Here is a 26983-nt window from a genome sequence, read left to right as displayed (position 1 = left end):
CACATGCTTTAAACGCGTCCTAGAACACATCTTTCCTACAGCTGGATGACAGCCGGGTTGATTTCCGGATATCCCATCGCGGAAGTGTATATGAGCATTGGATAAGTGAAAACTGGAACATTGCCGCAGTCAGACCAAACCCCGGCCCCAGACCCGGATCTGCTCCGGCCGTGGTGGCCCTCAGGTTCAAAAGCAAGATCCTTTAGCGGGCGATGCTGTCGAGGGCCGCTGAAATGGCGTCCGCGGACAGGGGCTTGGTCAGATATCCGGCAGCCCCCATCTCTACGGCCTTGTCGCGGGCATCCTGCATCACATCGGCAGTGACGATCAGCACCGGTACGGGAGGACGCCCATGGGCCATCTCTTCTTCGCGGATCTTGCGGATCGCTTCAAACCCGTCGAGACCGGGCATGTGCAGGTCCATCAAGATGGCATCAAAGCCGCCGGAGGACGCCTCTGCGACCGCTGCCTCCCCATCGACCACCATCACCGGTACATGGCCGAGCTTGCGCAGCATGGCTTCGCTGAGCAGCCGGTTGATATCGTTGTCTTCAGCCACAAGCAGGCGCAGAGGCCGGGCGGGCGCCGCAGGGCGGCGCGCGGACGCTTCCGTGCTGACAGGATCGGCTCCGGCCTCCCAGGCATGGTCTTGGGCGGAGCCACTCAAGAGGCCGGAAAACACCTGAACCAGGGTCTCGATCCGCACTGGGCGGATCAGATAGGCGGCATAGCCGGCCGAGCGCAGATCCGCGAGCCGGTCCCGTTCGCCGGGTGAAATCAGCACTATGGCGGGAACCGGGCACCCGGCCAGCCGGGCGGAGGCCAGCCAGCCGCCGCTGTCCGACAGGGCCGCATTGTCGACCACCAGAAGATCTGCGCCCGCAAGCGCCTTTTCCAGGGTCGGGCTGCCGGGCACTTGAATGGAAACATCCGCCCGGTGGCGCTCCAGACGCCTGGCCAGCAGCGGGCATTCAATCCGGCTGTTGGTGACAAAGACGATGCTGCGGCCCGCCAGAGCCGCCAGACGCGGATCTTCGCTTTCGTTCAGGACTTCGGGAATAGGCAGGGTGACCCGGAAATGACCGCCGCCCTCTGCGCCGGGCCGGGCGGTGATCTGGCCGCCCATCAGCCGGACCAGACGCTGGGCAATGGCCAGCCCCAGTCCGGTGCCGCCGAATTTGCGCGCCGGGCCGTGATCCACCTGTTCGAATTCCTTGAACAGCCGTTCCGCCTCGGCCTCGTCAAAACCGATGCCGGTATCACGCACATCAATGGCCAGAAAACTGCCGCCCTCCGGATTGGGCTGGCCGGTCAGTTCAACTGCCACGCCGCCCTCATCTGTAAATTTGATCCCATTGCCGATCAGGTTGAACAGGATCTGACGAACCCGGGTTGCATCCAGGGTCAGCTCTTCGGGCAGGCACGGGTCCAGCATCATGCCAATTTCCAAGCCCTTGGCATGGGCTTTCGGGGCCAGCAGCTCCACGACATGTTCTGCCAGCGCCCCGGCTTTCACCAGCGCCAGCTGAATGTCCAGCTTGCCCGCCTCCACCTTGGAAAAGTCGAGCACCTCGTCAATCAGGAGAAGCAGGGTCTCTCCGGAGGTTTCCAGCGCATCGATATAGGCGCCCTGCTCCTTGGTCACGCGAGTGTCCTTCAGCAGAGAGGCCATGCCCAGAATGCCGTTCAGGGGGGTGCGGATCTCATGGCTGACCGTGGCCAGAAAGCGGGATTTGGCTTCATTCGAGGTTTCGGCCGAATGCCGGGCAGCCAGAAGCTCTTCTTCGATCAGCCGCCGGTCGGTCACGTCCCGCAGTACCGTCTGGACCAGTTGCCGGTCCGACCCGGTGTCGCGCACGGGCACGTCAATGCGGGAAAACCACCGCGGCCCGGCCGCCGTTTGAATGTGAAGGTCCTGAAACCCTCTGGCCGAAGGGCTGGCGGGATGCGGCGTGTTGCCCTGATCCTGAGGCAAATCCCCGGCGACCAGCGGCAGATGCAAGGGTCTGCCCGGGGTAAGGTCATGGGTCTGACCGAAGATGTTTTCGGCGGCAGAATTAACATAGGTGATCAGGCCATCCGTGTCTCTGCGCACCACAACATCGCCAAGGGTCGCCAGAATGCTGGCATGCCGTTCGTCGGATTCGCCAAGCTCCCAGGCCCGGTCTTCCAGCTCCTCGCAACGGCTGGTCAGGCGGCGGATTTTCCGGTCCTTGACCAGAAGGGCTTCCTGCGCCTGCTGCATTTCATCCGCCATCAGCCGCCAGACGGCAAGCCCGCCGGCAAAAAACACAAGACCGAGGCCAAGAAAGCGGTTGAGGCCGTCCAAGGCCACCAGAAACAGGGCAGCGGCAAGCGCAATCAACAGCCCGGCGGTGGCCACATGCTGAAGACGCTTGGCGGCCTTGGAAACGGGCCGGTCCGTGACCCTGCGGCCGCGATCTGCAAGAAATGCGGCGTCCGCGTCAGAAATCCGGGCGTCGACCGGGGCTGTTTCCAGCCGCTCCTGCCGCCAACCGGTTTCGCGTTCGTCCCCTTCGGGATCAGGGCCGTAGGCTTGCTCTCCGCTTTGATTGGACATGACTGCTCTCTAATCACCTGTTTGGCGTGAGAGTGCCGCTTAAACTTTTAGAAACCGTTTCACACAAAAAAGCGATGTGTCCCGGACAGGGACGCAAGGCCAAAAGGTGTTGACCCGCGGCACGGACAAACCCGCCCCGGCGCAGCGCCGGGGCGGGTTTGACCGGGGTCAGATGTCAGGAGACCGGGAGCGCTGCAGGTCCGGGGATGAGAACGCACCCGGCCGGTCAGCGCACGTCCAGAAAGCCGATGATCCGGCGCACATCTTTCAAGACCGGTTCGGCAATGGAGGACGCTTTTTCAGCGCCTTCCTTCAGCACCGCATCAATCTGGGTCTGGTCTTCCATCAACCGGCGCATCTCGTCTGTCATCGGTGACAGTTTGGCGACGGCCAGCTCGGCCAGGGCCGGTTTGAACCCGGAGAACTGCTGTCCGCCGAACTCCTTGAGCACGGCTTCCTTGGTGGCGCCACTCAGCGCCGCGTAGATGCCGACCAGATTGTCTGCTTCCGGGCGCCCGTCCAGACCGTCCACCTCGGAGGGCAGTGCGTCCGGATCGGTCTTGGCCTTGCGGACCTTCTTGGCAATCGCGTCTGCATCGTCGGTCAGGTTGATGCGGGACAGGTCGGAAGGATCGGATTTCGACATCTTCTTGGTGCCGTCGCGCAGCGACATGATCCGGGTGGCCGGTCCGGCGATCATCGGTTCGGTCATCGGAAAATACAGCTCTTCGGGCAGTTCCGGCGACGGATCCGGATTGGGCACACCGACACCCAGTTCCTTGATCCGGCCGCCAAAATCATTGTTGAACTTGGCCGCAATGTCGCGCGTCAGTTCCAGATGCTGCTTCTGGTCGTCCCCCACAGGCACATGGGTTGCGCGATAGGCCAGAATGTCGGCGGCCATCAGGTTCGGATAGGCAAACAGGCCGACAGAGGCGTTTTCACGGTTCTTGCCGGCCTTTTCCTTGAACTGGGTCATGCGGCTGAGCCAGCCCATCCGCGCCACGCAGTTGAAGATCCAGGCCAGTTCCGCATGTTCGCGAACCTGGGACTGGTTGAATATGATTGACTTCTTCGGATCAATGCCGGCGGCCATATAGGCGGCGGTCACTTCCCGGGTCGCGTTGGTCAGCTCCTGCGGGTCGGGAAAACCGGCCGTGATCGCGTGGCTGTCCACGACGCAGAAAATGGTCGGCATCTGGTCCTGAAGCGGGACCCAGCGGGACACGGCCCCCAGATAGTTGCCAAGATGAAGGTTGCCGGTCGGCTGAACGCCGGAAAAGACACGGGGCTGGAACGCCGTCATTTTCGATCCCTTTATTGATGCGGCCGGTTGGAAGGGCGCTGTGAAACTTTGGGCGCGCCGGGTTTAAGCTCCGGGCGCTCGGGATGCAAGCAAGAATGCGGGATGTGTGGCATTTCGGCCTTAGTTGTTGCGCCGGGTCAACGCCTTCACCATGGCGAGCAGATCGGCCCCGCCGCTGACCTGGGCGCAGACTGCAAAGGAGACGATCCCGGTCAGGACAAGCGCCAGAAGACCGGAAATCCGTACCAGCAGCCAGTGGCTGGCCAGAAGCGGCGCCAGGGCTGAAGCGGCGAAATGAATCACCACCCCCATGATAAGGCTGGCCAGAAGCACCAGCGACAACCGGCGCAAAAGCTCCAGATCCGGCACGAAATGGCCCCGCCGCCACAGGACGGCAACCAGCAGGCCCGTATTGACCCATCCGGCGATCGTGGTTGCCAGGGCAATGCCCACATGGGCGAGAACCGGAAACAGGGCGACAGACAGTACCACATTCACCACCATGCCGACGGCTGCAAATTGCATCGGGGTCTTGGTATCTTCCCGGGCGAAATAGCCTGGCGAGAACACTTTGTTGAGCACAAAGGCGGGAAGGCCGAAGGAAAAGGCCATCAGCGCTGCTGCCGTGCCTTCGACAGCGGCCGCATCAAAGCGCTGCCGCTGGAACAGGACGGAGACAATCTCGTCCGGGACCACGGCCAGGGCGGCGGTGGAGGGCAGGGTCAGGACCAGCGAGATCTCCAGCGCCCGGTTGAGGCTGCTTTGATAGGCCTGTGTTTCGCCGGAACGCAATTGCCGGGTCAGGCTGGGCAGAAGCACGACACCAATGGCAATACCGATGACCCCAAGCGGCAGCTGGTAGAGCCGGTCGGCAAAATAAAGCATGGCATTGGCGCCGTCCTGAAGGGAGGCGATGATGGTGCCAACGGCGATATTCAACTGGGTGACGCCGCCCGCAATGACGCCCGGGATGCCGAGCACAAGCAGCCGCTTTGCCGAAGCGGTGTAGCGGGGCCGGTAGATGGGCAGGCTGAAGCCGAGCCGTCGCAGATCGGCCACCACCACCACAAGCTGGACAATGCCGCTGACGGCGACCCCGGCACTGAGGACAATCCCGAGTGTCTGATTGTCCCGGATCCCGGCCACAAGCACGCCGCCCAGAACGATGCTCATAACCACATTCAGCATGACCGGGGCAAAGGCGGCGGCCGCAAACCTTTGATAGGTGTTCAGGATGCCGGCGGCAAAGGCCAGCAGGGACATGAACACCAGATAGGGGAAAGTAATCCGCGCCATCAGAACCGTAAGGTCGAACTTGTCCGGATCGGCCTGAAAGCCGGGGGCCAGACCCCAGACAATAAGCGGCATGAAAATCTGGGCGGCGGCGGTCAGGGCCAGCAGGCAGAACAGTAGAGCCGCACCGATTTCCCCGGCAAAGCGGCGGGCACCCTCCTCGCCGTCTTCTTCCACCGCCCGGGCGAACAGCGGCACGAAGGCGGAATTGAACGCCCCTTCGGCAAACAGCCGCCGGAACAGGTTGGGCAGGCGGAAGGCCACGGCAAAGGCGTCGGCCACCGGGCCCGTGCCGACGGCGGCAGCCAGAAGCACGTCGCGCACAAATCCCAAAAGGCGGCTGAGCATGGTTGCGCCGCCAACCGTGGTGAAGTTGCGCACAAGGCTCATGGCCTGGGCATCCCGGCCGGGATGGAGCAGACATCAGCGGCGGGCGCGGGCGCTTCAGTGGACGGGGACGCCATTCAGGAGGCCTGCCGCTGCGCTTTGCGGGCCACCGGCGCGGCCGGGTCGAGCTCTACCTTGCCCTCCACGGCCCTTGCCAGCCGCTCGCGGATAATGTCCTGGCGGCCGATATTGGCGATTTTCTGCCCCGTCAGATCGGTGACATAAAAGACATCGACCACCTTTTCCCCGAAGGTGGAGATATGGGCGGAGCCGATATTCAGGTTAAGCGTTGCAATCGATCGGGTCAGGTCATAGAGCAGGCCGGGCCGGTCCAGTCCGGAAATCTCCAGAACCGTGTAGTCGTCTGACAGGGTATTGTTGACCAGGATTTCGGTCGCGACCTTGAAGGCTTTCACCCGGCCCTTCATGGCGCTTTTCTTGGCAACGGGTTCGGGCAGGCGTTCTTCGCCGCGCAAGGTGGAGCGGATCAAATGGGTGATGCGCTCACCCCGCCGCCGTTCGTCGTCATCGTCGGGCAATTCGCGGCCGATAAAGATCGTGTCGATGGCAAAACCATCTGTGGTCGTGTCGATCTGGGCGTCCACAATATTGGCCCCGGTGGAAAAACAGGCCCCGGCAATAATGGACAAAAGGCGCGGGTGATCCGGTGCCATGATGTTCAGTTCCGTCACCCCTTCAAAGGCGCGCGGAATGACTTTGAAGGCCAGCTGTTTGCCCGCCTGCGCGGCGGTGTGCAGCAGCTCCGCATGGGTCAGCAGCCGCTCCGGTTCGGTGCGCAGCCAATAGGCCGGATAATGCCGGTCCATATATCCGGCTCTGTCCTCAATGCTCCAGTGGCCGAGATTGCCAGCCAGATCTTCCTTTGCCGCTGCAATCGTTTGTTTGTGCGACATCTTGGTATGGCCGCCGGACAGGTGCGGTTCGGTAGCGTAATAAAGGGTGCGCAGCAACTGACCCTTCCAGCCGTTGAAAACACCGGGCCCGACAGCCCGGATATCCGCCACGGTCAGGATCAGCAACTGCTTCAGCCGCTCCAGGGACTGCACCGTTTGGGCGAAATCGGTGATCGTCTTGCGGTCGCTCAGATCCCGCGACTGGGCAATCGTGCTCATGTCCAGATGGTGGCGGATCAGCCAGGCTACAGTCTCTGTTTCCGCTTCGTTCAGGCCGAACCGGGGGCAGATTTTGCGGGCCACTTTTTCCCCGGCAACGGAATGGTCTTCCGGCCGCCCCTTGGCAATGTCATGCAGGAACATGGCCACATAAAGCAGTTTGCGATTTTGGAGGGTCAGGATCAGGTCGGTGGACAGCGGGTGGTCCTCGCCGGACTCACCGCGCTCGATCTCCGCCAGAACGCCAACGGAGCGGATCAGGTGCTCATCCACCGTATAGTGGTGATACATGTTGAACTGCATCATCGCCACGACCTTGCCGAATTCCGGCACGAACCGGCCGAGCACGCCGGTTTCGTTCATCTTGCGCAAGGTCTTTTCCGGTGCGTTGCGCGAGGTCAGGATCGACAGGAACAGCCGGTTGGCTTCCGGATTGGTGCGCAGGTCATTGTCAACAAATTTCAGCGAATGCCGGATCAGCCGCGTCAGCCGGGGATGCATGTTGTAGTCATGCTTGTCCGACAGCTGGAACACTTTCAAAAGATTGAGCGGACTGGTCTCGAACAGGGTGTCGTTCGTGCAATTGAGCCGGTTGTTCTCAACCACGAAACCAGGGGCGCCCCGAACGGGTTTGGCCGTGTCGCTCATGCGGCCGGTGCGCAGGCGCCGCATCATGCCGGTCAGGCCCTTGCCGCGCGGCTCCTTGACATGCTCTTCCTCCAGCGCTGCGCAGATGATACGGGTCAGGTCTCCCACATCCTTGGCAACCAGGAAGTAGTGTTTCATGAAGCGCTCGACGTCGCGCATGCCCGGATGCTGGGTGTAGCCGAGGCGGATTGCGATCTCGCGCTGAAATTCAAACGCCAGCCGTTCTTCCGGGCGGCCGGTGAGAAAATGCAGGTGGCAGCGCACGGCCCACAGAAAGTCCTCCGACTTCAGAAAGCGGCTGTATTCGGCTCGGGTCAGCACCCCTTTTTTGACCAGATCCGACTGCCTGTCGACCCGGTAGTGGTATTTGGCGATCCAGAACAGGGTGTTGAGGTCGCGCAGGCCCCCTTTGCCTTCCTTGATATTGGGTTCCACCAGATAGCGCGAGGTGCCCTGGCGCCGGTGACGGTCGTCCCGCTCCTGCAGCTTGGCGGCGATGAATTCGGAACTGGTGCCGTTGACCACTTCCTGGCCGAACCGGCCGAGCAGTTCTTCAAAAAGGGGCGCGTCCCCCCAGATGTGGCGCGCCTCCAGAACGGCAGTGCGGATGGTCATGTCAGAGCGGGCGAGGCGCACGCATTCGTCGATATTGCGGGTGGCATGACCGACCTTGAAGCCCAGATCCCAAAGCATGTAGAGGATATATTCCACCACCTGCTCCCCCCAGGGGGTTTGCTTGTAGGGCAGGATGAACAGAAGATCGATATCCGATCCGGGGGCAAGGGTGCCGCGCCCATAGCCACCGACCGCAGCCACCGACATGCGCTCTGCGGCGGACGGATTGGTGACCCGGTAGACGTGATTGACTGCAAAATCATAGATCACCCGGATCAGTTCGTCCTGGATGAAAGACAGTCTGCGGGCGCATAAAAGACCACCGCCATCCCCATTCAACCGGGCCTCGGCGGCATCCCGGGCCGTTTTCACCTGCGCTTTCAAGCTGGTCAGGACAGCGGATCTGATCTCAAGGCCAGAGCCGTCGCCGTCGGTCTCGCGGGTCATGTCCGTCAGCCGGGCGCGCAGAGCGTCCGCATCGATCAGGCCGGTCAATTCATCTTGGCTGGGTTTCATGCGTGTCAGGGGGTCCGTTCAACGGGCAAGTGTCAAGGCGGTTATATAGCTGAAGGCGCATAAGGACAGGTAAATATGAACCATCCCGCCGCCGTCTGCACAAAAACTCCTGGATTGATCGCTTTTAAGTTGAAGCCTTTCATTTATTAAATCATTTTAAAATAACAACGCAGGCTGGAAGTGAAACAACTTTCGCGCACATTTTCAGGTGGGGGATCTCGTGCAGGCTGACATTTCCGGTGAAATCCAGGCTCTTATTAATGTGATGACACAGAGCCCGGAAAATGACGGCGTCTTACGCGCCGTTCTGGTGCTTCTGGAGCAAGCGCCGGACAGCAGCGTCATCATCGACGGGCTGGCGCAGATCGATCCGGACCAGATCGCCAATGCGGAGCTGAAGGCCAGGGCGGCCACCTTGCTGCGCAAGGCGGATGCGCTTGATCTTGCCGGCAAATGGCAAGTGGCTCCGCAACCCGGGCTGCCGCAAAATGTTGTCGCTCTGGCCTCAGCCAGCCTGCCTGTGCCGGAGGTGGCCGGGCAGATCAGTTTTGAGGACGTTGGCGGTCTGGAACACGTCAAGAAGCAGATCCGCCGGAAGATCATCAACCCGTTTCAAAACAAGAGAGCCTTGTTTGAAAGGTTCAAACGCAAGGCGGGCGGCGGGGTCCTGATGTATGGCCCGCCCGGATGCGGCAAGACCATGCTGGCGCGGGCATTGGCCACTGAGTGCAAGGCGACATTTATGAATGTGCGCGCTGCCGATATTCTCGACCAGTATGTGGGCAATGCCGAAAAGCGGATTGCGGAGATTTTTCAGGAGGCACGGGCCGCCCGGCCGGTTGTCCTGTTTTTTGACGAGGTGGAGGCGCTGGCGCAAAAACGCCAGTTCGAGAGCAGCGCCCGGGTCAACACGACCGTGTCTGCGCTGCTGACGGAGATGGACGGCTTCAATGACAATGAGGGGGTCCTGTTTCTGGGGGCAACCAATGTTCCGTGGTCGATTGATTCCGCGTTCCGGCGCCCGGGCCGGTTTGACCGGACCCTGTTTGTGCCGCCGCCGGACCGGATCGCCCGCAAGTTCATCCTGAGCGGGCTGTTGCAGGACCGCCCTGTGGCCCACGATCTGGATCTTGAGACTGTTGTGGAGGCCTGCACCGGGTTTTCCGGAGCGGATCTTTCGGCGCTGGTTGAGACCGCCGTCGATATTGCCATTGAAGAAAGCCCCTCCGTCAGTGCGCTGTCTCCGCTGTCAAACGGTCACTTTCAGGAGGCGCTGCTTGAGGTCAGGTCCTCTGTCGGGGAATGGCTCGGACAGGCGCGCAATTTCGCCGAATATGCCAATGCCGGAGGCATGTATGACGATCTGACCGCGTTCTTGAAGAAATATGCGAGGTAAGCCGTGACCCGTTCCCTTAACACCGCGCGGGCTCTGCTGAAGGCAGAGAACTTTGAAGGCGCGCGCAAGCTCGTTAACAAGGCGCTCGAAACAGAACCCTACGATCTTGAAAGCTGGTGCTTGCGGGTTGAGATCGAGTGTGAGGCGGAAGAGTATGAAGCAGCCCTTCGCATCTGCCGCAATGCACTGCCTGAATTTCCGGAGAGTATTGAATTGCGGTTTCTGGAAATTGACGCTCTCTTTCATCTCAGGTGGAAGAAAGCTGTCCGCAGAGCAGTTGAAAAGTTCAAGATCGACTTTCCGGATTGCCATGACTACATCGACTCCATGGAGGTTGGGCTCGATGCGCTAGCGGGTAGGACAGACAAGCTGAACAAATATCTGGATGGGTTTGATGCAGACGCTCTGGATATGAACGACAAGCGTGAACACGGAATGTTGTATCACAAAACAGGAAGCATGTACCGGGCACAGCCATTGATGGAAGCCGCCCATCCGTATTTCCCGGAAGATCTTGAGCTTAACAAGTCGCTTGCCATGAACAGCATGCTGCTGGGCAAACTGGCAACCGCCCGGAAATACGCAAGGATAGCTCTGCGTCTGAAGCCGGGCGACCGGCACATGCGAGTCCTCATTGTTGCAAGCTATCTCTATTACTATCCGGTTTTCTATATTTTCAACGCGCTGATGTCGTTTTTTTGTTTGGTGAACAGCTATCTGGGTGTGCTCGGAGGTGTCGCGGCTCTGATATTTGCCACAATTTATGCAAGTTATGCTACAGATTTTCTGGAAGGTGCTATAGCTATACTGATCGGAAGTGATGTAATTTTAAGATTTGATATGTATTACGTATTTGTATTCATATTTATTTTGGTTCAGCTTCCGGGTTATCTTGGGTTTTTGTACAAAACCAAACAGAGCGTAAAACTCGAAAGGTATTGAATTGAACTTGCTTCCCACACATTGGCCGGACATAGACCGGCAGACAGTCATGGGCGTGTCCCCGTGGCTGGGATTTATCGTCTTGTGCGCCGCGCTTCAGTATCAGTTCAAGCCATTGACCACGGACTTCAACCACACGGTCAAGGGGCTGGAAACCAGAACAATTTACGCGCGTCAAAAGGCCGGAACCATCTGTCCCGCAGATGTGGTCACTTTCACAGCCGGTGCGAAAGAGACACGCTACATCCGCCGGGTCACGGCAAGTGAGGGGCAGGTCTTTTCCCTGACCGCCAGCGGATACATGATCGACGGCAAACCGTTTGCGGCGGATAGCGGCTGGGTTGAGGCGGCACGCCCGCAGTTCGGCAACCGGTCTTCCTTGACGGTTCCCAAAAGACATTATCTGGTCGTCAATTCCGAATTCGGCCGGAAAGAGGGCAAAAACGCCTGGGCCTTTTATCTGGTGCCACGGGCACATATTGAAAATCAGATCACATATGTTCTGTTTTCAAGGGATTTTTCGCAGATCGGACACCGTTTGGGAGCAGGCCGTCCCGGCTGCTGACGTCTTTTACCTTGAAAGGTGTTCAGGCATCCGGATGAACGCTCACATCTACAGCGTGTTGCGATGAACCGGATTTGCCTTTCGCTGCCTGAAATCCGAGATTTCAACGCAAAAGACAAAGCGGTTTGGAAGCATTTGAACGCGACACCCCCTAGATATCATCCTTGGCGGCAGCGACCCTGAGCTGGTGCAGCAGGCCGGTGAGGGAGTCTTCCGACAGGCCGCCGATCTTCAGCGAAAGCTGATTGGCCAGTTCCGTCGCCCTGGGGTGCATCCCGGCCGTGTCGATGGTGATTCTGGGGTCGGACAGTTCCGCCAGACGCTGGATTTCCTCCGCTTCGTCCCAGATCACGTTGAAATAGGTGATGATGCGCTGGACAAGAAACCAGGTTGGCTTGCCCCGTTTGCCATGTTCCAGCGCGGACAGATAGGCGCTGGAAACCGACAGGGCCGTGGCCATTTCCTTCAGCGACACGCCGCGCTTTGCGCGCAACTCCCTTATTTTTGCCCCAAGAGGTGTCACGGTCTTACCTTCTTTTGCGTATCCGGACGTAGAGTGCCCCCGCCCCGCCATGGCTCTGATGCGCTTGCTCATAGCCAAGCACCACGGGCCGCAGGTCCGGCATGGCCAGCCACTGGGGCACCATTCTGCGCAAAACGCCGCGTTCGTCCATATAGGCGTTGCCCGGGCCAGCCCCTTTGCCCGTTATCACCAGCACCACCTTATGGCCGCGGGCCTGGGCCTGATAAACAAAGCCGCGCAGCCGGTCATGGGCCTGATGCTGGGTCAGGCCGTGCAGGTCAATGCGGGCGTCAATGGCCTGGACGCCGCGCACGATCTTGCGGCGGTACCGGGTTTCCAGCTGGTGCAGGGGCGGCAAGGCGGGCGGTTGCTGTTTCGGCTTGGGAGCCTGAATGGCTGTTTCCGTTTTCGGGGTCTTGGCTGTTTTGGGCGGCAACGCCTCTGTTGCCCGGGCCAGCTCCTCATCCAGGCGCTTGGCCCGCTCAGGATGAAGAGGGGTCAGGGTCTTGGTGACCTTGCCCCACAGGTCCCTGTCTTCCGGAGACAGGCTGCCCTTTTTGCCCCGCTTGCTCATTGCCTAGTCCGTGGCCCCGTCAGCAGGGGCGGCCTTGGGCAGCAAAAGGGTGAAGACCGCCTGATGGCGGATCGACCCGGCCAGGGCACCTGCCTCGTTGCCCGAGCCGGTGAAAATGTCCCCGCGGGCCGGGCCCTTGATGGCCGAACCGGTATCATCGGCCACCATCAACCGGGAGAATTCTTTGGTCTTTGTGTCAAATCCGGATATCCCGGCCGAGACATGGACCAGGGCGCCATAGGGAATGTAGCGGCTGTCAACCGCAAGGCTGCGTCCTGCGGTCAGCGGCAGCCCGGCAGCGCCAACCGGCCCGTCCTGCGGGCCGGTCTCCGTCACTTCCCGAAAGAAGATGTAAGACCGGTTTTCCTTGAACAGCGGGTCCCGCCGGTCCGGATGTGCCGCCAGCCAGGCCTTCAGCCCGGCCATGGTGAACGCCTCCGCAGTGCCTTCCCCGCGTTTGACCAGCAGCCGGGCGATGCCCGTATAAGGGTGTCCGGTCTTGCCCGCATAGCCGACCCGCATCACCGACCCGTCTGTCAGCCGCAGGCGTGCCGAGCCCTGAACGTGAATGAAATAGGCGTCCACTGGATCGGCAAGCCAGGCCAGCTCCAGCCCTTCGCCGTCAAGGGCGCCATCCATGATCGCCGCCCGGTCCGGCATTTCTTGAAGGCCCGCCTTGGTGCGGCGCCCGTGGCTCAGCTCTGCGGGCCAGCCCGGGGGCCGGTTGCGGCTTGAAACGCTCACAAGGCCAGCCGGTTTTTTCAAAAGGAGAACCGTAAACGCCCCGGTTCTGGTGCGCGAGGCGGCCACTTCCGGCTCGAAATAACCGGTGACGAACCCGGCCTGTTTTACCCGGTACGGCTGAAAAAAAGCTTCCAGAAAGCGGCGGGCGTCTGCGTCCGATTTGAGGGCGGCCCCTTGCAGATGCGCGCATAGTTCGGCAATGCCCTTTGGTCCATATCCGGGCAGCTCTGGCGCGTTTGTCCCAGCCGTGCCGGTCGGACAAAAGCGCCGAAAACTGGTCAAGGCGGCCAGGGGCGCGCTGCTCTCCCAGCCCGGCAGGGCGGAAAAGGCTGTTTTTTCAAACCGGTCGGGAAGTTTGGCGCTTGAGGCCATGGGTGAAACAGGTCCTGCAAAGAAAAGCGGCGCGGCCAGAACCGCGCCTTTCAGGCTTTGCCGGATCAGGGGCAGGACCGCCCGCCCCGGCATCCGGGTCTTCAAGCGCATGTCTATTCTGCGGATTCGGTTGCAACCAGTTTCCAGTTGGGATCGCGGGAAGTTGTGTCCCGCGCAAAGGTCCAGATATCGACCACTTCGGTGACCTTGGCCGGGTCGCCGTCGACGACATCGCCCGCCTTATCGCGGGTTGCGGAAATCAGCTGGCTGTGGATCTTCACGGTCACCTGGGCCATTGCGTCTTTCAGGGCAGCTTCCACGATTTCGGCCTTGTCGATGCCGACAAAGGTGGAGTCAATTGTCTCGCCGCGCTTCTCACGGTCTTCAATGGCGCCTACGAAGCCGTCAAACACCTCGGGAGACAACAGGTTTTTCAAGGCCTTCTTGTCCCCATCGGCAAAGGCCATGACGATCATCTCATAGGCGGCCCGGGCCCCTTGCAGGAACTCTTCCGGCTCGAAACTGCGGTCCACGGACAGGATCTGCTTCAGCGCGCTGTTGAGGGCGGAGCCTTCAGGCGCCATCTTGTCGATCACAATATCCTCGTTCGGGGCCGGGGACATGGGGGTTTCGGCCGGCTGCTCACCCTGGTTCGGCATCGGAATGACATTGTCGGGGCCCTGGGTCTGGTTGCCCGGCTTCTCCGGTTTGGAATAAGGGTCGAAGGGCGGGCGTTCGCTGCCGGTGCGTTTGCCCAGAACGGATCTCAGCCTGAACAGAATAAAAACCGCCAGTCCCATCAGGAGGAGGTTCAGTGGATCGAAAATCTCATTCATCTTAACTTCCGGCTACCCTTGGAGGCAGGTTATGCCGCCCCTTGCACATCCGGCTGCGCGCTGACCGCAGCCTATTTCTGTTACCACCTTATTTAGGAGGTTCTTGAACCAGCATCCAGACCTGAGGGCAATACTGAAAATTGCGCAATGGTTGTCTTTCCTGCAAGTGGCTGCTCGCATTTCTGCCAGTGACTGTCTAGAGTAGGGACACAAAAATGAAGATGATTTGGTGGCAAAAACAGTCCGGACGACCCAAATCACCTTCATCATGGGTCCGTCCCCAGGGTTTAGGTTGGACTCCCAGCTTATGACGGATCAGCTTATCAGACGTTGGAGGTCCCGTGGGACTTTATATCATTGCGGCCCTTATTTTCCTGCCCTTGCTTGAAATCGCTGTGTTCATCTGGGTAGGAGGCCTGATCGGTGTTTTGCCGACCATCCTTTTGACGGTACTGACCGCCATGGCGGGTACGGTGATGCTGCGCCAGCAGGGCCTTTCCCTGCTTATGCGCATGCAGCGCGAACTGGATGCAGGACATGCGCCGGGCAATGAGGTCATGGAAGGGGCGATGATCGTTCTGGCCAGCATTCTGCTGTTGATCCCGGGGTTTGTAACCGATGCAGTCGGTCTGCTTCTGTTCGTGCCGCCGGTGCGGGCAGCCCTCGCCAGCTTCATCATTTCCCGCTCCAACGTCGTGATTGTTCCAGGCGGTGCTCCGGGGCCGGGCCGCCACGGAGCGGACGAGCATGTGGTCGATCTGGACGCGCAGGACTGGTCGGAGAAGCAGGACGGGCCCGCCGCAACAGACCGGGCGCCGGGCCAGTCCAGGATTAGCCCGTGGAAGGATGGCGCCGGCGGTGAGCCGTCCTGAAGCCTTTCGGCCCGAAGCCTTCAATGCCGTATGTTGCGATCCTTTCTGGACCCGCAGAAAAACCGCCGCGCCAGTCACTAAAAAGTGAGGGCGCCCGTAGTCAGTATATTTACTGCCTTCGGTTAAAGCTCTTGCTTCGCCCGGCAAGGAGTGTCTGGTGCAAGGAGGAAGGTGCGGGCCATGAGTGCAGGGCGCGTTGACTGGGTCGATACGGCCAAGGGCATCTGCATTGTCTTTGTCGTCATGATGCATTCGGTGCTCGGGGTGGAAGCCGCAGCAGGCAGCACAGGCTGGATGCATGTGATCGTTGCCTTCGCAGCTCCTTTCCGCATGCCCGATTTCTTTCTGATTTCCGGCCTGTTCCTGTCCAATGTCATCACCCGGGACTGGAAGCTTTATCTCGACCGGAAGGTCGTGCATTTCGCTTACTTTTATGTGCTCTGGATGACGATCCAGTTCATGGTCAAGGCGCCTGTCTTCATGCAGGACATGGGTGCGGGTGGCGCATTTGCCTTTTATCTGATCAGCTTCGTGGAGCCCTTCGGCACGCTCTGGTTCATCTACATGCTGCCGGTGTTTTTTGTGGTCACGAAGCTTGCCCATGACGCCCGCATTCCCTGGCAGCTCATGCTGGCCTTTGGCGCCTGCCTGCAAATCGCGTCCATCGAAACGCAGATCCTGCTGATCGACGAATTCGCGGCGCGATTTGTCTATTTCTATGCGGGCTATGTTTTCGCCCCGCAGATCTTCCGTCTGGCCGCCTGGGCGCGGGAGCGGATCGGCGTGAGCCTTGCCTATCTGTCCGGCTGGAGCCTGATCAATGGCGGCCTTGTCTATCTTGGCTGGGCGCATCTTCCGGGGCTTGCCCTTGGCCTCGGTGTGGCCGGGGCAGGTGCGATTATCCTGACCAGCGCGCTGATTGTGAACTGGGGCAGGCTCGGCTTTCTGCGCCATTTCGGCGAGAACTCCATTGTTATCTATCTGGCGTTTTTCTTTCCAATGGGCCTTGCCCGGGTGATCCTCCTCAAGCTTGGTGTGTTCGACACCGGCACTGTGTCGCTGATTGTCACGGTCACCGCCACGGTCAGCCCGGTGATCCTCTACTGGATCATATGCAAGACAAACCTGGGCTGGTTCCTGTTCAAACGGCCTGCCTGGGCCCATCTGACCGGCACCTTTTCTGGCCGGCGCCGGCCGCAGGCGGCTGAGTGAGCTGAGCGGTCCGGAATTTTTGTCTTTAGGACTTTTCTCAGACGCGTGGGGCAGGCATGATCCGCGCCATGTCGACGCAAGATTCCTTCCCTGCCCTCACTGCTGACGACCACCTTATTCTGGTTGACGGTTCCACCTTCATTTTCCGGGCCTATCACGCGCTGCCGCCCTTGACGCGCAAGCCGGACGGGCTGCCGGTCGGGGCCGTTTCCGGTTTCTGCAACATGCTCTGGAAGCTGCTGCAGGAGGGCCTGACCCCGGAGGAAGGCGACGAGCCGACCCATTTCGCGGTGATTTTCGACCATTCCTCGAAAACATTCCGCAGTGAGATCTATCCCGAGTACAAGGCGCAGCGTCCGGAACCGCCGGAGGATCTGGTGCCGCAATTCGGCTTGATCCGGGAGGCCACCCGGGCCTTTTCCGTGCCCTGTGTGGAGCAGGAAGGCTTTGAGGCCGATGATCTGATCGCAACCTATGCCCGCCAGGCCGCGGAGCAGGGCTCACGGGTGACGATTGTCTCGGGCGACAAGGACCTGATGCAGTTGATCGGGCCGAAGGTCGGCATGATCGACACCATGAAAAACAAGGTCTTTGGCGAGCCGGAGGTGTTTGAGAAATTTGGCGTCGGCCCGGACAAGGTGATCGAGGTGCAGTCGCTGGCGGGCGACAGCGTCGACAACGTGCCTGGCGTACCGGGCATCGGCCTGAAGACCGCCGCGCTGCTGATCAACGAATTCGGCGATCTGGAAACGCTGCTGGCCCAGGCAGAGACCATCAAGCAGAAGAAGCGCCGGGAAAACCTGATCGAATTTGCCGATCAGGCCCGGGTGTCCAAGCAACTGGTTACCTTGAAGCAGGATGTGCCGGTGGAGATTCCTGTCGGCAGCCTGGGGGTGACCGAGGTGGACGGCCCCAAGGCAGTGGGCTTTTTGAAGGCCATGGGCTTCACGACCCTGACCAAACGGGTGGCGGAGACCACCGGCGCGGATCTGGCGGGCGTGGGCGCCACGGAGTTCGAGGTTCCCGGCTGGGATGTGCCCGATCACAAGGGCCGTATGGCCGAGCGGGCCCAAAGCGTGCAGGGCGGTGCGGCGGCCGGTGGCGAAAGCGGTGGCGTGGACGGCCTGATGACACCGGGAAGCCTTGCGGAAAGCCGGGCCCAGGCCATTGGCGCTCTGCCGGTGGCGCCCGGCGCCTATGAGACGGTCACCACCGTGGAGCGTTTGAAGGAATGGTGCGCTGCCGCCACTGAGAAGGGCTATGTCGCCTTTGACACGGAAACCACATCGCTGGATGCCATGCAGGCGGATCTGGTCGGCCTGTCCCTGGCCACCGAACCGGGCAAGGCTTGTTATGTGCCGCTGGCCCATGTGGATGGGGAGGGCGACCTTCTGGGCGGCGGCGGTCTGCTGCCGGACCAGATCCCCTTGAGCAAGGCGCTTGAGGTGCTCAAACCGATGCTGGAGGACCGGGCGGTTCTGAAGATCGCCCAGAACTTGAAATACGACTGGCTGGTCATGACCCGCCACGGCATCGATATCGGCCCGGCTGATGACACCATGCTCTTGTCCTACACGGTGGATGCGGGCAAGGGCGGCAACGGCATGGACGAATTGTCCGAGCGCTGGCTCGGCCACAAGCCGATCCCGTTCAAGGAGGTCTGCGGTTCGGGCAAGTCGATGATCACCTTCGACAAGGTGCCGGTCGACAAGGCGACCGCCTATGCCGCCGAAGATGCGGATGTCACTTTGCGCCTGTGGCTGATCCTGAAGCCGCGCCTGGCCAGCGAACATATGGCCACTGTCTATGAAACGCTGGAACGGCCGATGGTGCCGGTGCTGGCGCGCATGGAACAGCGGGGCATTTCTGTCGATCGGCAGATGCTGTCGCGTCTGTCCGGAGATTTCGCCCAAGGCATGGCCGCGCGCGAAGCCGAAATCTACGAGCTGGCCGGGGAGACCTTCAATATCGGCTCGCCCAAACAGCTCGGTGATATCCTGTTCGGGAAGATGGGCCTGCCCGGCGGCAAGAAAACCAAGACCGGCGCCTGGTCCACGTCTGCCCAGGTGCTGGAGGATCTGGCCGCCGAAGGCCATGACCTGCCGTCGAAAATCGTTGCCTGGCGTCAGCTCTCCAAGCTGAAATCCACCTATTCCGACGCCCTGCCCGGCTATATCAATCCGTCAACGAACCGTGTGCACACATCCTATGCGTTGGCGGCGACCACCACCGGCCGCCTGTCCTCGTCCGAGCCGAACCTGCAGAATATTCCGGTGCGCACGGAAGAAGGCCGCAAGATCCGTCAGGCATTTGTGGCCAACAAGGGCCACAAGCTTGTCTCCGCCGATTACAGCCAGATCGAATTGCGGGTCCTGGCCCATATGGCCAATATTCCGCAGCTTCAAAAGGCCTTTGAAGACGGGCTGGACATTCATGCCATGACGGCGAGCGAAATGTTTGGCACACCGATAGAGGGCATGGACCCGATGGTGCGCCGCCAGGCCAAGGCGATCAATTTCGGCATCATCTATGGCATTTCCGCCTTCGGCCTTGCCAACCAGCTCGGCATTTCGCGTGGCGAGGCGGGCGACTATATCAAGACCTATTTCGAGCGCTTCCCGGGAATCAAGGATTATATGGAAGCGGTCAAGAAACAGGTGCATGCGGATGGCTGTGTCACCACGATCTTCGGCCGCAAGGCCCATTATCCGGAAGTGAACACCAAGAACCCGAACATGCGTGCCTTTTATGAACGGGCGGCGATCAACGCGCCGATCCAGGGCTCGGCCGCCGACATCCTGCGCCGGGCCATGGTGCGCATGGAAGAGAGGCTGTCTGCCGCCGGATTGAGCGCGCAGATGCTGCTGCAAGTCCATGACGAACTGATTTTCGAGGTGCCGGACGCCGAGGTCGAGGCGACCCTGCCCGTGGTCCGGGACGTCATGGAAAATGCTTGCGACCCGGTTCTGAAACTGTCCGTTCCGCTCCAGGTCGATGCCCGTGCAGCAGACAATTGGGACGAGGCGCATTAGAGCGCGCCGCATTCATCCGGTTTCAGGCTGTTGTGTCTTGCGCGTTGAGATCGTTGATTTCAGGCTGCGACAGGCAAAGCCGATACAACGCGGCTTGTGTTGACAGCGCCAGAGCCCGGCCAGAGCCGGGGCTTTGGGCAGGGATATGGGCTGACCCCGGCCCGGTCAAACGGGTCGCGATCAACTGCACTTGGTAGTACACGTATCTGTCGTCCCGGCCTCGCGCCGGGACCGTCTCCAGCCGTAGAAAGGCCCCTGGCGCAAGGCCGGGGCTGTGCTTTGGGAGTGAAAGACGCGGGTCAGACCAGTGCCATCACGCGGGAAGGACCGCCGGTGCCGCCACGGTTTTTCGGGGCGCCGACAATCAGCGTGGCGCCGCTGGCAGGCAGAAGATCCAGATTGGCGATGCATTCCAGACCCCAGCGGTTGCTGGGAAGCCAGGCATAATGAACCGCAAAATCGGCGGACTTGCCGAAGTCAAGCGACAGGCTGTCGACGGCAATACCGGCCACATCCGCCTCATCCATCAGCATTTGCACCGCTTCCAGATGAAAGCCGGGGAAATGCATCACGCCGTCCGCATCCGCATTGCGGAATTTCTCCGTGGCCACATGGGCGTCCCAGCCGGAATTCATGGCCACACAGGCGCCCTTGGGAATGTCGCCATTTGCGGCAATCCAGGCTTTCAGGTCGTCCGGGGTCACTTGCGCATCGGCGCTCTCGGCGGCTCTCGCCTTGATGTCGACAATGCAGAGCGGTGCGACAAGGTTGGCCACCGGGATTTCGGCAACCGAATGGCCATCAGCGGAAAAATGTAACGGCGCATCCAGATGGGTGCCCGTATGTTCATTGATCCGCATGTCGAACAGATTGTAGCCGTCCTTGGCAAATTCGGTCAGCTGCTCGGCAAAGAATTGCTGCCCTCCAGCAAAGGTCGGAAAGCCGTCATGGAGCTCGTGGGTCATGTCCGTGACTGTTGACGGAACCTCGGCAAGGGCAGGCAGGGCCCCGGAGACCGACGCGCAGGCAGCAACTCCGGCACTGACCGCAGCCGCTTTAAAAAAGTCCCTCCGGGATAACATCCGCTCTTTGACAGAGTTCAAAACACAAAGATCACACATGACACCACTCTCTCTCGTTGTTTTCAAGAGAATGCTGCCAAGGGACTTCCAAAAAGGCCAGTCGAAAAGTTGATCAATCGCCGTCATCTTGTGCCGGGGAAACAGTCAGAGACTAGCGTCTACCCGAGTGCTTTGATGCCTGTGGCTTTCATATGGAGGCACTCTGGTTTTTCTTTTGCGTTGAACACTCTGAATTTCAGTCAGCGGAACACAAATCCGGTGAACCGCACGGGGCTATAGGCCTGGTTCAGATGACCCGGAGATCCGGCTGATTTTTCCCGGCAAGGGCGGAGCGCGGCGTGATGACGCTTTCCAGAAGCTTGGTCAGGTGCTCTTCCAGATAATCGACAATCGGCGAGCGGGCCTTGGACGGGGTGTAGATGGCAAGCTCTGCAGAGGGCAGGGCCGGGAATCCGTCCTGATCGCGCAGGAGCCGGAAGCCGTCCAGAATGGCGCCGGAGGGCAGGCAGCAGACACCGGCACCCGAAGTGACGGCCACCTGGGCAGCGGCAACGCTTGTTGTGGTGATACGCTCGTACCAGTGGCGGCCGGAGCTGGCGAGGGCCCGGAAAGCAAGCTCACGGAATGGGCAAGGCTCGGGAAACAGGATCAGAGGCAGCGGGTCCGTCAGGGCGCAGTCATCGCTGATGGCCCAATGGAGCTGCTCCTCCACGATCCCGGCGGGTTCCGGTTTGCCCTGGGGCACAAGGGCGATCGCCAGATTGATCTCGTTCTGGGACAGCATCTCGTGCAGGGTTGCGCTGTCGGCCACCGTCATTTCCAGTTTGACGTTGGGATGGATGCGCACGAAGTTGCAGAAAATCGATTGAAGCTGGCCGGTTGCGAACCATTCCGGCAGGCCGACATGCACCGTGCCTGTCAATTCGGGGGCGGACAGGCGTAGCCGGGCTTCCTCATGTGATTTCAGGATTTCCGTGGCATGCTGATACAAAATTCGTCCGGCGGGGGTCAGGTTCATGGTGCGCGCAGTGCGCTCAATCAGGGGCTTGCCGACCCGTTCTTCCAGGCGCCGAAGCTGGGTGCTGACACAAGGCTGGGTGCGGTTCAACTTCCCGCCTGCATGGGTCACATTGCCAGCTTCCGCTACGGCGACAAAGGCTTCCAGCAACTCAATGTTGAAACGGCCGATTGTCATTCTGTGTCATCCCGCTTTCAGGCCGGATCCTGATCAGATCTGGCGGGTTTTCCCAAGGGGTGATCGCCTTGGTCGCGAGCATAACGTTCCATTATGAAGTTGTTCAATTATAAATTTTATGCACCTGCCAAAGTCCCGTAAACCGTGAAGTCCCGCCATCAGAATGGGTTCCCGAAATGAGTCTTGCGTTTCCTGTCAGTCAGTCAGAACCAGAGCGTGTGGCCGCAGCCACATTGTCGCTTGAAGCCAGGGTGCACCGGTCCCTTGCCTCCCATACCGAATTCAGCCTCGACCGCATCGTCACTCAGGACAACCGGGTCAAATATGCAGCCGATGGGGAGCCAGGTGAAGACACCGGCCACCTGGACGAGGTTTTCCAGCTCATGCGGGAGTTGAACGAGGTGGGCGTTGCCTCTGACACGCTCGGCCGGTTGCGTCCGCAGGGAATGTCCTTCAAGGATGCGCTGGACCGCATCTGCGCAAAGATTGCCTCAGAAGCCGCCGGACAACCCCTGATCTATGTTGAACTGGGGCCGGAACCGGTCAAAACCGGTGTCATCGTGAAAACCCTTCAGGCTCTCGGGGTCAGGATCGAGCGCTATATCGCCGTGGACATCAACCCCATGTCGGTGGCGCATATGCGCACGGCGCTGGAAGAGCTTCTGCCCGGAACGCCGCTGCAATTCGTCACCTGTTCCTTTGAAGAGTTCCGTCTCAGCGATGTGGCTGGGCCGGGGCGCGGCAGCGGTGCCCCGGCGGCAGTGATCACCATGCTCGGCTTTCAGGAAGGCAATGACGATCCCTTCGTCGTGAATGAATGGCTGCAACAGATCGCCCGGCCCGGCGATCTGCTCCTTTCGGAAAGCCAGCTCTATACTGAACATCACCGTGACCGGATTCCGGCCTTTTATTCCCACCGGGCCATGCAGCGCTTCTCAAGGATTGCCTTTGAACAGGCAGTGGACAGCAGCCTGCCCACCCTAAACCGCTTCTTCGTGCTGCCGGTTCCGTTTGCGGGCGGGGAGACGGCGCAAGTGGCGATCCTCGGAGAGGAATTTTCAACCACAACCAAAACAAGAGCCTTGCACGTCTCCAACTTCTGCCTGAAACTCACTCTCGACCAATATCGACGTTACAGAGAGCAAGGTGGATCTTTCACGATTGCCGGTGAGACCTTTACCGATGACGAGACACTTCACTTCCAGCTCTCCCGCCGGGCATGAAGCGGCCCGGAAAGCCCGCGGCCTCACGGTCGCGGGTCTGGCCATTGTCGCGGCAACCTATGGGCTGGCCCGCTATTGTTTTGGTCTGTTCCTGCCCGAGATCCGGCTGGAATTCGGTCTGTCTACGGAAACGGTTGGCCTGATTGCGGGCCTGTCCTATGCCGGATATCTGCTGGCCACATTTCTGGGCTCCGGCCTGTCAACCTGGTTCGGCCCGAGGCTGCCCATTCTGCTCGGCGGTCTGGCGGCTGCCACCGGTATGGCCATCATTGCAGCCGCGCCCGATCCCTGGACCCTTGCTGTTGGTGTTTTTCTGGCGGGCACCAGCCCGGGGCTCGCCTATCCACCCTTCTCCGATGTGATTGTGCGGCACACGGAACCGCACCGCCAGAACGCCATCTATGCCTGGATCAATTCCGGCACGGGCTTTGGGGTGGCGCTGGCCGGGCCGCTGGCGCTGTTTGCCGGGGAAGACTGGCGGTTGGCCTGGTTCGTCTTTGCCGGGCTCGCCCTGCTGATCACCTTTTGCAATCTGTGGACCTTGCCCCGGCAGGGGCTTCGGGCCTCCAATGCCAGAGCGGCCCTGTCGCCCCGCTTTCTGTTGCAAACGGTGGCCAGGCCCCTGTTTGTGGCCGCCTTTCTGTTCGGGATCTTTTCTGCCGTCTATTGGACCTATGCGGTGGAACTTCTACTGGCGCTGACCGGCAACGGGCGCGACGCCATTTTGTTCTGGATCGTGCTCGGCATGGCCGGGGTCACCGGATGTTTCGCCGGCGGCCTGGTCAACCGCTGGGGTCTGACTACCACCTATTGGGTTCTGGCTCTTGTCGTCGGCTCGGCAATCGCCACATTGCCGCTTCTGATCGGCATTGCTTATGGCATTTATGTTTCCGCTGCCTTTTTCGGCTCCGGCTTCATCGTCATGACCGCCGTTTTTGGCATGTGGAGCATGCGCATTTTCCGGGATGCCCCATCCATCGGTTTCGGCCTGACATTTTTCCTGATTTCGCTTGGCCAGGCGGTCGGCCCTGTTGTGGGCGGGTTTGCCATTCCGGTTCTGGGCCATACGATGCTGTTTGCCGGCTCGGGCCTGTTGTGCTGCGGGATGGCGGTCCTGCGGCCGCCTGCGCAGGGGATCACCTTAAGGAATACATAACAGCGAATTATGATGTCGCAGAGCGGCATAACCGCAATCGTCTGGTTTTTGCCTCAAAACGCAGGCATCATAACAGCACGTTATAGTAGTAAAGTGTGAACATGCCGATGATCGTTTCCAAGCTGCAGACGGAGGAGCGCCAGCTCGATACAGAGCTGTGCCGCGCCATGTTTGAAAAAGACCCGGACAAGATGATTGCGCTCCTGTCGGACTGGCTTGAGCTGAACGGCTTGACCATAAGCGCGGATTTTCAGATCCCGGCCTATCTGGAACAGGTTTTGGTGGCGGCTTCCCAGAACAGCGAAACGGCCAGCGCGTTCCGCGTTTTCGCCTCCTGAGCAGTCTGATTGTCATGAAGGGTTTGAAGATGTCGCGTCTTCAATACCATCTCCCGGAACTGCGGGCCGGTTGAGAAGCTCCCGGTCAGACAAGGCCTTGACATAGGCAAATTTGTTCCATTTTTGTTCTTGATTCTCCCGCATCACTATGGTTCCCTTCCTGGCGCAACTTCAGCAAATCAGGTGCCTGCCGCTGTCTGGAATCAGAGATTTCAACGCAAAAGACGAAACAATTTGAATCCGGATGAACGCGACACGCTCCCAAGGGTGAGGACAGGCTATGGTCTCTCGGGTCACGACGGTTGCCTTTCAGGGCATCGAGGCGGTGCCGGTGGATGTTCAGGTCCATGTCGGCCCGGGCATGGTGGCCTTTACCATTGTGGGCCTACCCGACAAGGCGGTGGCCGAAAGCCGGGAGCGGGTGCGGGCCGCCCTCTCTGCCTCCGGGTTGGCGTTGCCCGCCAAACGGGTCACCGTCAATCTGGCTCCGGCCGATCTGCCCAAGGAAGGGTCCCATTACGATCTGCCCATTGCGCTTGGGGTGATGGCCGCTATCGGCGCCCTGCCGGGGGACTTTCTGGAGGGGTACGTGGTGCTGGGAGAGCTGGCCCTGGATGGCACACTGGCACCTGTCGCCGGTGTCCTGCCTGCGGCCATGGGCGCCAACGGGCTCGGCAAGGGCTTGGTCTGTCCGGAGGCCAGTGGCAGCGAAGCCGCCTGGGCCGATCCGGACATGGACATTCTGGCCCCCCGTTCGCTGATCCAGCTGGCCAATCATGTCAAGGGCACGCAGATCCTCAGCCGCCCGGCGGCAAAGCTTCAGGGCAATACCGGGCCGTTGCCCGATCTGGCCGAGGTCAAGGGCCAGGAAAGCGCCCGCCGGGCACTGGAAATCGCAGCGGCCGGAGGCCACAACCTGCTTATGACCGGACCTCCCGGCTCGGGCAAATCCATGCTTGCAAGCCGCCTGCCCTCCATCCTGCCGCCGCTGACCCCGCGCGAGCTTCTGGAAGTTTCCATGATTGCTTCGCTGGCCGGGGAGCTGGCAGAAGGCAAGCTCACCGACCGGCGGCCTTTCCGGGCGCCGCACCATTCCGCCTCCATGGCCGCCCTTGTGGGCGGCGGGCTGCGCGCCCGGCCCGGTGAAGTGTCTCTGGCCCATCACGGCGTACTGTTTCTGGATGAGCTGCCGGAATTCAACCCGCAAGTGCTCGACAGTCTGCGCCAGCCCCTGGAAACCGGCGAAGCGGTGATCGCCCGGGCCAATCACCGGGTCACCTATCCGGCGCGCATTCAATTGATCGCGGCTATGAACCCCTGCCGCTGCGGTCATGCGGGCGAGCCGGGCCACCAGTGCCGGAGGGGTGAGCGCTGCGCCGCGGACTATCAGGCCCGGGTCTCCGGGCCTTTTCTGGACCGGATCGATCTGCGCATCGATGTTCCGGCCGTCACCGCCACCGATCTGATCGGCCCGGCAGAGGCGGAACCGTCTGCGGCTGTGGCTGCACGGGTGGCCGAGGCGCGGCGCCTGCAGGAAGACCGTTTCTTGAACCTGGGTCTGCTCTGCCGCACCAATGCCCAGGCCCCTGCCGCTGCCGTGGAGGCCATGGCTCAGCCGGACGCTTTGGGTCTGGCGTTCCTGCGCGATGCAGCTGAAAAGCTGCGCCTCAGCGCCCGGGGCTATCACCGGGTTCTCAAACTGGCCCGCACGCTGGCGGATCTGGATGCGAAGGATCAGGTCGGCCGGATTCACCTTGCCGAAGCCCTCAGCTACCGGGGCCGGGATGTGTCAAGGCAGGCGGCGTGACAGCACTCCTTGAACAAAGGGGCGGGAAAGGCCGCCGGTCCAGCCGGTGGTGAGACCCTGTCAGGTGCGGGACGGCGCTTTCTGGAGGCTGCATTTGGCATGGCCTTGAAGATCAAGGGACGCAAGCGTCCCGGAGCGTTCATAAAGATACCCCTGGGCCATGTGGCCGCCGAGCTCCCGCATGATCCTGGCCTGCTCGTCCGTTTCCACCCCTTCCACGACAACATCAAGGTTCAGGGCCTGGCCAAGCTTGATCATTGCGGCTGCAATGGTCCGGGTCTCCGGGTTGCCGGTCACGTCCTGGGTGAAGGACCTGTCGATCTTGAGCGTGTGAAACGGCAGGCGGCTGAGGGTCAGCATATTGGAATAGCCGATGCCGAAATCGTCAATCGCAAAGCGGAACCCGTGTTGGCCAAGCGTGCTCATGATTTCCCGCGCCGCTTGAATGTCCCGGATGAGGGCCTGTTCGGTAACTTCAAACTTGACCTGTTGCGGGGCGACGTTCAGGCGCTGGCAGCTTGCCACAATATGGTCCGCGAGGTGGGGGTCCCGGAGATTTTGCTCCGCCAGATTGAAGACAGAGCGAATCAGACCCATGTCTCAAAGACCTATTGTCCGGCAGAGTTCACATGAGG

The 26983-nt window shown here is 60.6% G+C and carries 21 protein-coding genes; 10 read left to right on the top strand and 11 right to left on the bottom strand.

From position 1 onward, the window contains the following. Window positions 1–202: 202 nt before the first annotated feature. From ACXAIC_RS16215 to ACXAIC_RS16200, 4 genes are all read right to left on the bottom strand, one after another. On the bottom strand, window positions 203–2581 hold the full coding sequence (locus ACXAIC_RS16215) for a hybrid sensor histidine kinase/response regulator (RefSeq protein ID WP_475181924.1): 2379 nt from the start codon (window positions 2579–2581) through the stop codon (window positions 203–205). Window positions 2582–2807: 226 nt separating this feature from the next. After that, window positions 2808–3887, bottom strand: coding sequence for a tryptophan--tRNA ligase (trpS, locus tag ACXAIC_RS16210; protein ID WP_475181921.1), 1080 nt, complete (start codon window positions 3885–3887; stop codon window positions 2808–2810). Window positions 3888–4007: 120 nt separating this feature from the next. Then, a complete protein-coding gene (gene murJ, locus ACXAIC_RS16205) occupies window positions 4008–5570 on the bottom strand; it encodes a murein biosynthesis integral membrane protein MurJ (RefSeq protein ID WP_475181918.1) in 1563 nt (520 codons plus the stop codon). A gap of 74 nt (window positions 5571–5644) precedes the next feature. Continuing rightward, entirely contained in the window at window positions 5645–8479 is a 2835-nt protein-coding gene (locus tag ACXAIC_RS16200; RefSeq protein ID WP_475181914.1) for a [protein-PII] uridylyltransferase, read from the bottom strand. A gap of 220 nt (window positions 8480–8699) precedes the next feature. On the opposite strand from ACXAIC_RS16200, the gene ACXAIC_RS16195 reads away from it, so the two are divergent. Genes ACXAIC_RS16195 through ACXAIC_RS16185 form a run of 3 tightly spaced genes read left to right on the top strand, consistent with a single transcriptional unit; the run spans window position 8700 to window position 11382 of the window. After that, a complete protein-coding gene (locus ACXAIC_RS16195) occupies window positions 8700–9875 on the top strand; it encodes an ATP-binding protein (protein WP_475181907.1) in 1176 nt (391 codons plus the stop codon). A 3-nt stretch (window positions 9876–9878) separates the two neighbouring features. Further along, on the top strand, window positions 9879–10817 hold the full coding sequence (locus ACXAIC_RS16190; RefSeq protein ID WP_475181903.1) for a hypothetical protein: 939 nt from the start codon (window positions 9879–9881) through the stop codon (window positions 10815–10817). Window positions 10818–10866: 49 nt separating this feature from the next. Continuing rightward, window positions 10867–11382, top strand: a complete 516-nt coding sequence (locus ACXAIC_RS16185) for a S26 family signal peptidase (protein WP_475181900.1) — start codon at window positions 10867–10869, stop codon at window positions 11380–11382. A 151-nt stretch (window positions 11383–11533) separates the two neighbouring features. Here ACXAIC_RS16185 and ACXAIC_RS16180 read toward each other — a convergent pair whose 3' ends face one another. The 4 genes from ACXAIC_RS16180 to ACXAIC_RS16165 are packed head-to-tail and all read right to left on the bottom strand — an operon-like array spanning window position 11534 to window position 14431. Continuing rightward, window positions 11534–11905 carry a helix-turn-helix domain-containing protein gene (locus tag ACXAIC_RS16180; protein ID WP_475181896.1) on the bottom strand — a complete coding sequence of 124 codons (372 nt, stop codon included), beginning with the start codon at window positions 11903–11905 and terminating at the stop codon, window positions 11534–11536. Window positions 11906–11909: 4 nt separating this feature from the next. Then, window positions 11910–12479, bottom strand: a complete 570-nt coding sequence (locus ACXAIC_RS16175) for a Smr/MutS family protein (RefSeq protein ID WP_475181893.1) — start codon at window positions 12477–12479, stop codon at window positions 11910–11912. A gap of 3 nt (window positions 12480–12482) precedes the next feature. Beyond that, a complete protein-coding gene (gene mltA, locus ACXAIC_RS16170) occupies window positions 12483–13706 on the bottom strand; it encodes a murein transglycosylase A (protein ID WP_475181889.1) in 1224 nt (407 codons plus the stop codon). A 2-nt stretch (window positions 13707–13708) separates the two neighbouring features. Further along, the gene (locus ACXAIC_RS16165; protein WP_475181886.1) at window positions 13709–14431 is read right to left on the bottom strand and encodes a Tim44/TimA family putative adaptor protein; all 723 of its coding nucleotides are present in this window, start codon (window positions 14429–14431) and stop codon (window positions 13709–13711) included. Between the two features lie 341 nt (window positions 14432–14772). Here ACXAIC_RS16165 and ACXAIC_RS16160 point away from each other — a divergent pair, with 341 nt between their 5' ends. The 3 genes from ACXAIC_RS16160 (at window position 14773) to polA (ending at window position 19547) form a co-directional block, all read left to right on the top strand. Then, window positions 14773–15303, top strand: a complete 531-nt coding sequence (locus ACXAIC_RS16160; RefSeq protein ID WP_475181882.1) for an FxsA family protein — start codon at window positions 14773–14775, stop codon at window positions 15301–15303. A 180-nt stretch (window positions 15304–15483) separates the two neighbouring features. Beyond that, the gene (locus ACXAIC_RS16155; RefSeq protein WP_475181877.1) at window positions 15484–16515 is read left to right on the top strand and encodes an acyltransferase family protein; all 1032 of its coding nucleotides are present in this window, start codon (window positions 15484–15486) and stop codon (window positions 16513–16515) included. 56 nt (window positions 16516–16571) lie between these two features. Continuing rightward, window positions 16572–19547, top strand: coding sequence for a DNA polymerase I (gene polA, locus ACXAIC_RS16150; protein ID WP_475181873.1), 2976 nt, complete (start codon window positions 16572–16574; stop codon window positions 19545–19547). A gap of 299 nt (window positions 19548–19846) precedes the next feature. On the opposite strand, the gene ACXAIC_RS16145 is transcribed toward polA, so the two are convergent. Both ACXAIC_RS16145 and ACXAIC_RS16140 read right to left on the bottom strand, forming a co-directional pair. Beyond that, the gene (locus ACXAIC_RS16145) at window positions 19847–20668 is read right to left on the bottom strand and encodes a cyclase family protein (RefSeq protein WP_475181871.1); all 822 of its coding nucleotides are present in this window, start codon (window positions 20666–20668) and stop codon (window positions 19847–19849) included. Between the two features lie 247 nt (window positions 20669–20915). Beyond that, on the bottom strand, window positions 20916–21824 hold the full coding sequence (locus ACXAIC_RS16140; protein WP_475181867.1) for a LysR family transcriptional regulator: 909 nt from the start codon (window positions 21822–21824) through the stop codon (window positions 20916–20918). 176 nt (window positions 21825–22000) lie between these two features. Here ACXAIC_RS16140 and ACXAIC_RS16135 point away from each other — a divergent pair, with 176 nt between their 5' ends. The 4 genes from ACXAIC_RS16135 (at window position 22001) to ACXAIC_RS16120 (ending at window position 26348) form a co-directional block, all read left to right on the top strand. Continuing rightward, a complete protein-coding gene (locus ACXAIC_RS16135) occupies window positions 22001–23047 on the top strand; it encodes a hypothetical protein (RefSeq protein ID WP_475181862.1) in 1047 nt (348 codons plus the stop codon). Then, the gene (locus ACXAIC_RS16130; protein WP_475181858.1) at window positions 23007–24203 is read left to right on the top strand and encodes an MFS transporter; all 1197 of its coding nucleotides are present in this window, start codon (window positions 23007–23009) and stop codon (window positions 24201–24203) included. Before ACXAIC_RS16135 ends, ACXAIC_RS16130 begins: the two co-directional genes overlap by 41 nt. 101 nt (window positions 24204–24304) lie before the next feature. Beyond that, window positions 24305–24541: a hypothetical protein gene (locus ACXAIC_RS16125; protein ID WP_475181853.1), complete on the top strand. Its 237-nt coding sequence runs from the start codon at window positions 24305–24307 to the stop codon at window positions 24539–24541. Between the two features lie 280 nt (window positions 24542–24821). Further along, window positions 24822–26348, top strand: a complete 1527-nt coding sequence (locus ACXAIC_RS16120; protein WP_475181848.1) for a YifB family Mg chelatase-like AAA ATPase — start codon at window positions 24822–24824, stop codon at window positions 26346–26348. A gap of 60 nt (window positions 26349–26408) precedes the next feature. Here the strand turns inward: ACXAIC_RS16120 and ACXAIC_RS16115 are convergent, their stop codons facing one another. Beyond that, complete coding sequence (locus tag ACXAIC_RS16115) at window positions 26409–26945, bottom strand: EAL domain-containing protein (RefSeq protein ID WP_475181842.1); 537 nt, start codon at window positions 26943–26945, stop codon at window positions 26409–26411. Window positions 26946–26983 lie beyond the last annotated feature (38 nt).

The organism is Roseibium sp. AWQ4_254, assembly GCF_056161025.1.
Note: the sequence above shows the minus strand (reverse complement) of the source record. Positions and strands in the feature narration are given on the sequence as shown.

Bases quoted from the DNA above. Each gene is read 5' to 3' on its own strand.
- ACXAIC_RS16215 (WP_475181924.1), bottom strand. From the start codon at position 2,581: ATGTCCAATCAAAGCGGAGAGCAAGCCTACGGCCCTGATCCCGAAGGG.
- trpS (WP_475181921.1), bottom strand. From the start codon at position 3,887: ATGACGGCGTTCCAGCCCCGTGTCTTTTCCGGCGTTCAGCCGACCGGC.
- murJ (WP_475181918.1), bottom strand. From the start codon at position 5,570: ATGAGCCTTGTGCGCAACTTCACCACGGTTGGCGGCGCAACCATGCTC.
- ACXAIC_RS16200 (WP_475181914.1), bottom strand. From the start codon at position 8,479: ATGAAACCCAGCCAAGATGAATTGACCGGCCTGATCGATGCGGACGCT.
- ACXAIC_RS16185 (WP_475181900.1), top strand. From the start codon at position 10,867: ATGGGCGTGTCCCCGTGGCTGGGATTTATCGTCTTGTGCGCCGCGCTT.
- ACXAIC_RS16175 (WP_475181893.1), bottom strand. From the start codon at position 12,479: ATGAGCAAGCGGGGCAAAAAGGGCAGCCTGTCTCCGGAAGACAGGGAC.
- mltA (WP_475181889.1), bottom strand. From the start codon at position 13,706: ATGCGCTTGAAGACCCGGATGCCGGGGCGGGCGGTCCTGCCCCTGATC.
- ACXAIC_RS16165 (WP_475181886.1), bottom strand. From the start codon at position 14,431: ATGAATGAGATTTTCGATCCACTGAACCTCCTCCTGATGGGACTGGCG.
- ACXAIC_RS16155 (WP_475181877.1), top strand. From the start codon at position 15,484: ATGAGTGCAGGGCGCGTTGACTGGGTCGATACGGCCAAGGGCATCTGC.
- polA (WP_475181873.1), top strand. From the start codon at position 16,572: ATGATCCGCGCCATGTCGACGCAAGATTCCTTCCCTGCCCTCACTGCT.
- ACXAIC_RS16145 (WP_475181871.1), bottom strand. From the start codon at position 20,668: ATGTGTGATCTTTGTGTTTTGAACTCTGTCAAAGAGCGGATGTTATCC.
- ACXAIC_RS16140 (WP_475181867.1), bottom strand. From the start codon at position 21,824: ATGACAATCGGCCGTTTCAACATTGAGTTGCTGGAAGCCTTTGTCGCC.
- ACXAIC_RS16135 (WP_475181862.1), top strand. From the start codon at position 22,001: ATGAGTCTTGCGTTTCCTGTCAGTCAGTCAGAACCAGAGCGTGTGGCC.
- ACXAIC_RS16130 (WP_475181858.1), top strand. From the start codon at position 23,007: ATGACGAGACACTTCACTTCCAGCTCTCCCGCCGGGCATGAAGCGGCC.
- ACXAIC_RS16125 (WP_475181853.1), top strand. From the start codon at position 24,305: ATGCCGATGATCGTTTCCAAGCTGCAGACGGAGGAGCGCCAGCTCGAT.
- ACXAIC_RS16120 (WP_475181848.1), top strand. From the start codon at position 24,822: ATGGTCTCTCGGGTCACGACGGTTGCCTTTCAGGGCATCGAGGCGGTG.
- ACXAIC_RS16115 (WP_475181842.1), bottom strand. From the start codon at position 26,945: ATGGGTCTGATTCGCTCTGTCTTCAATCTGGCGGAGCAAAATCTCCGG.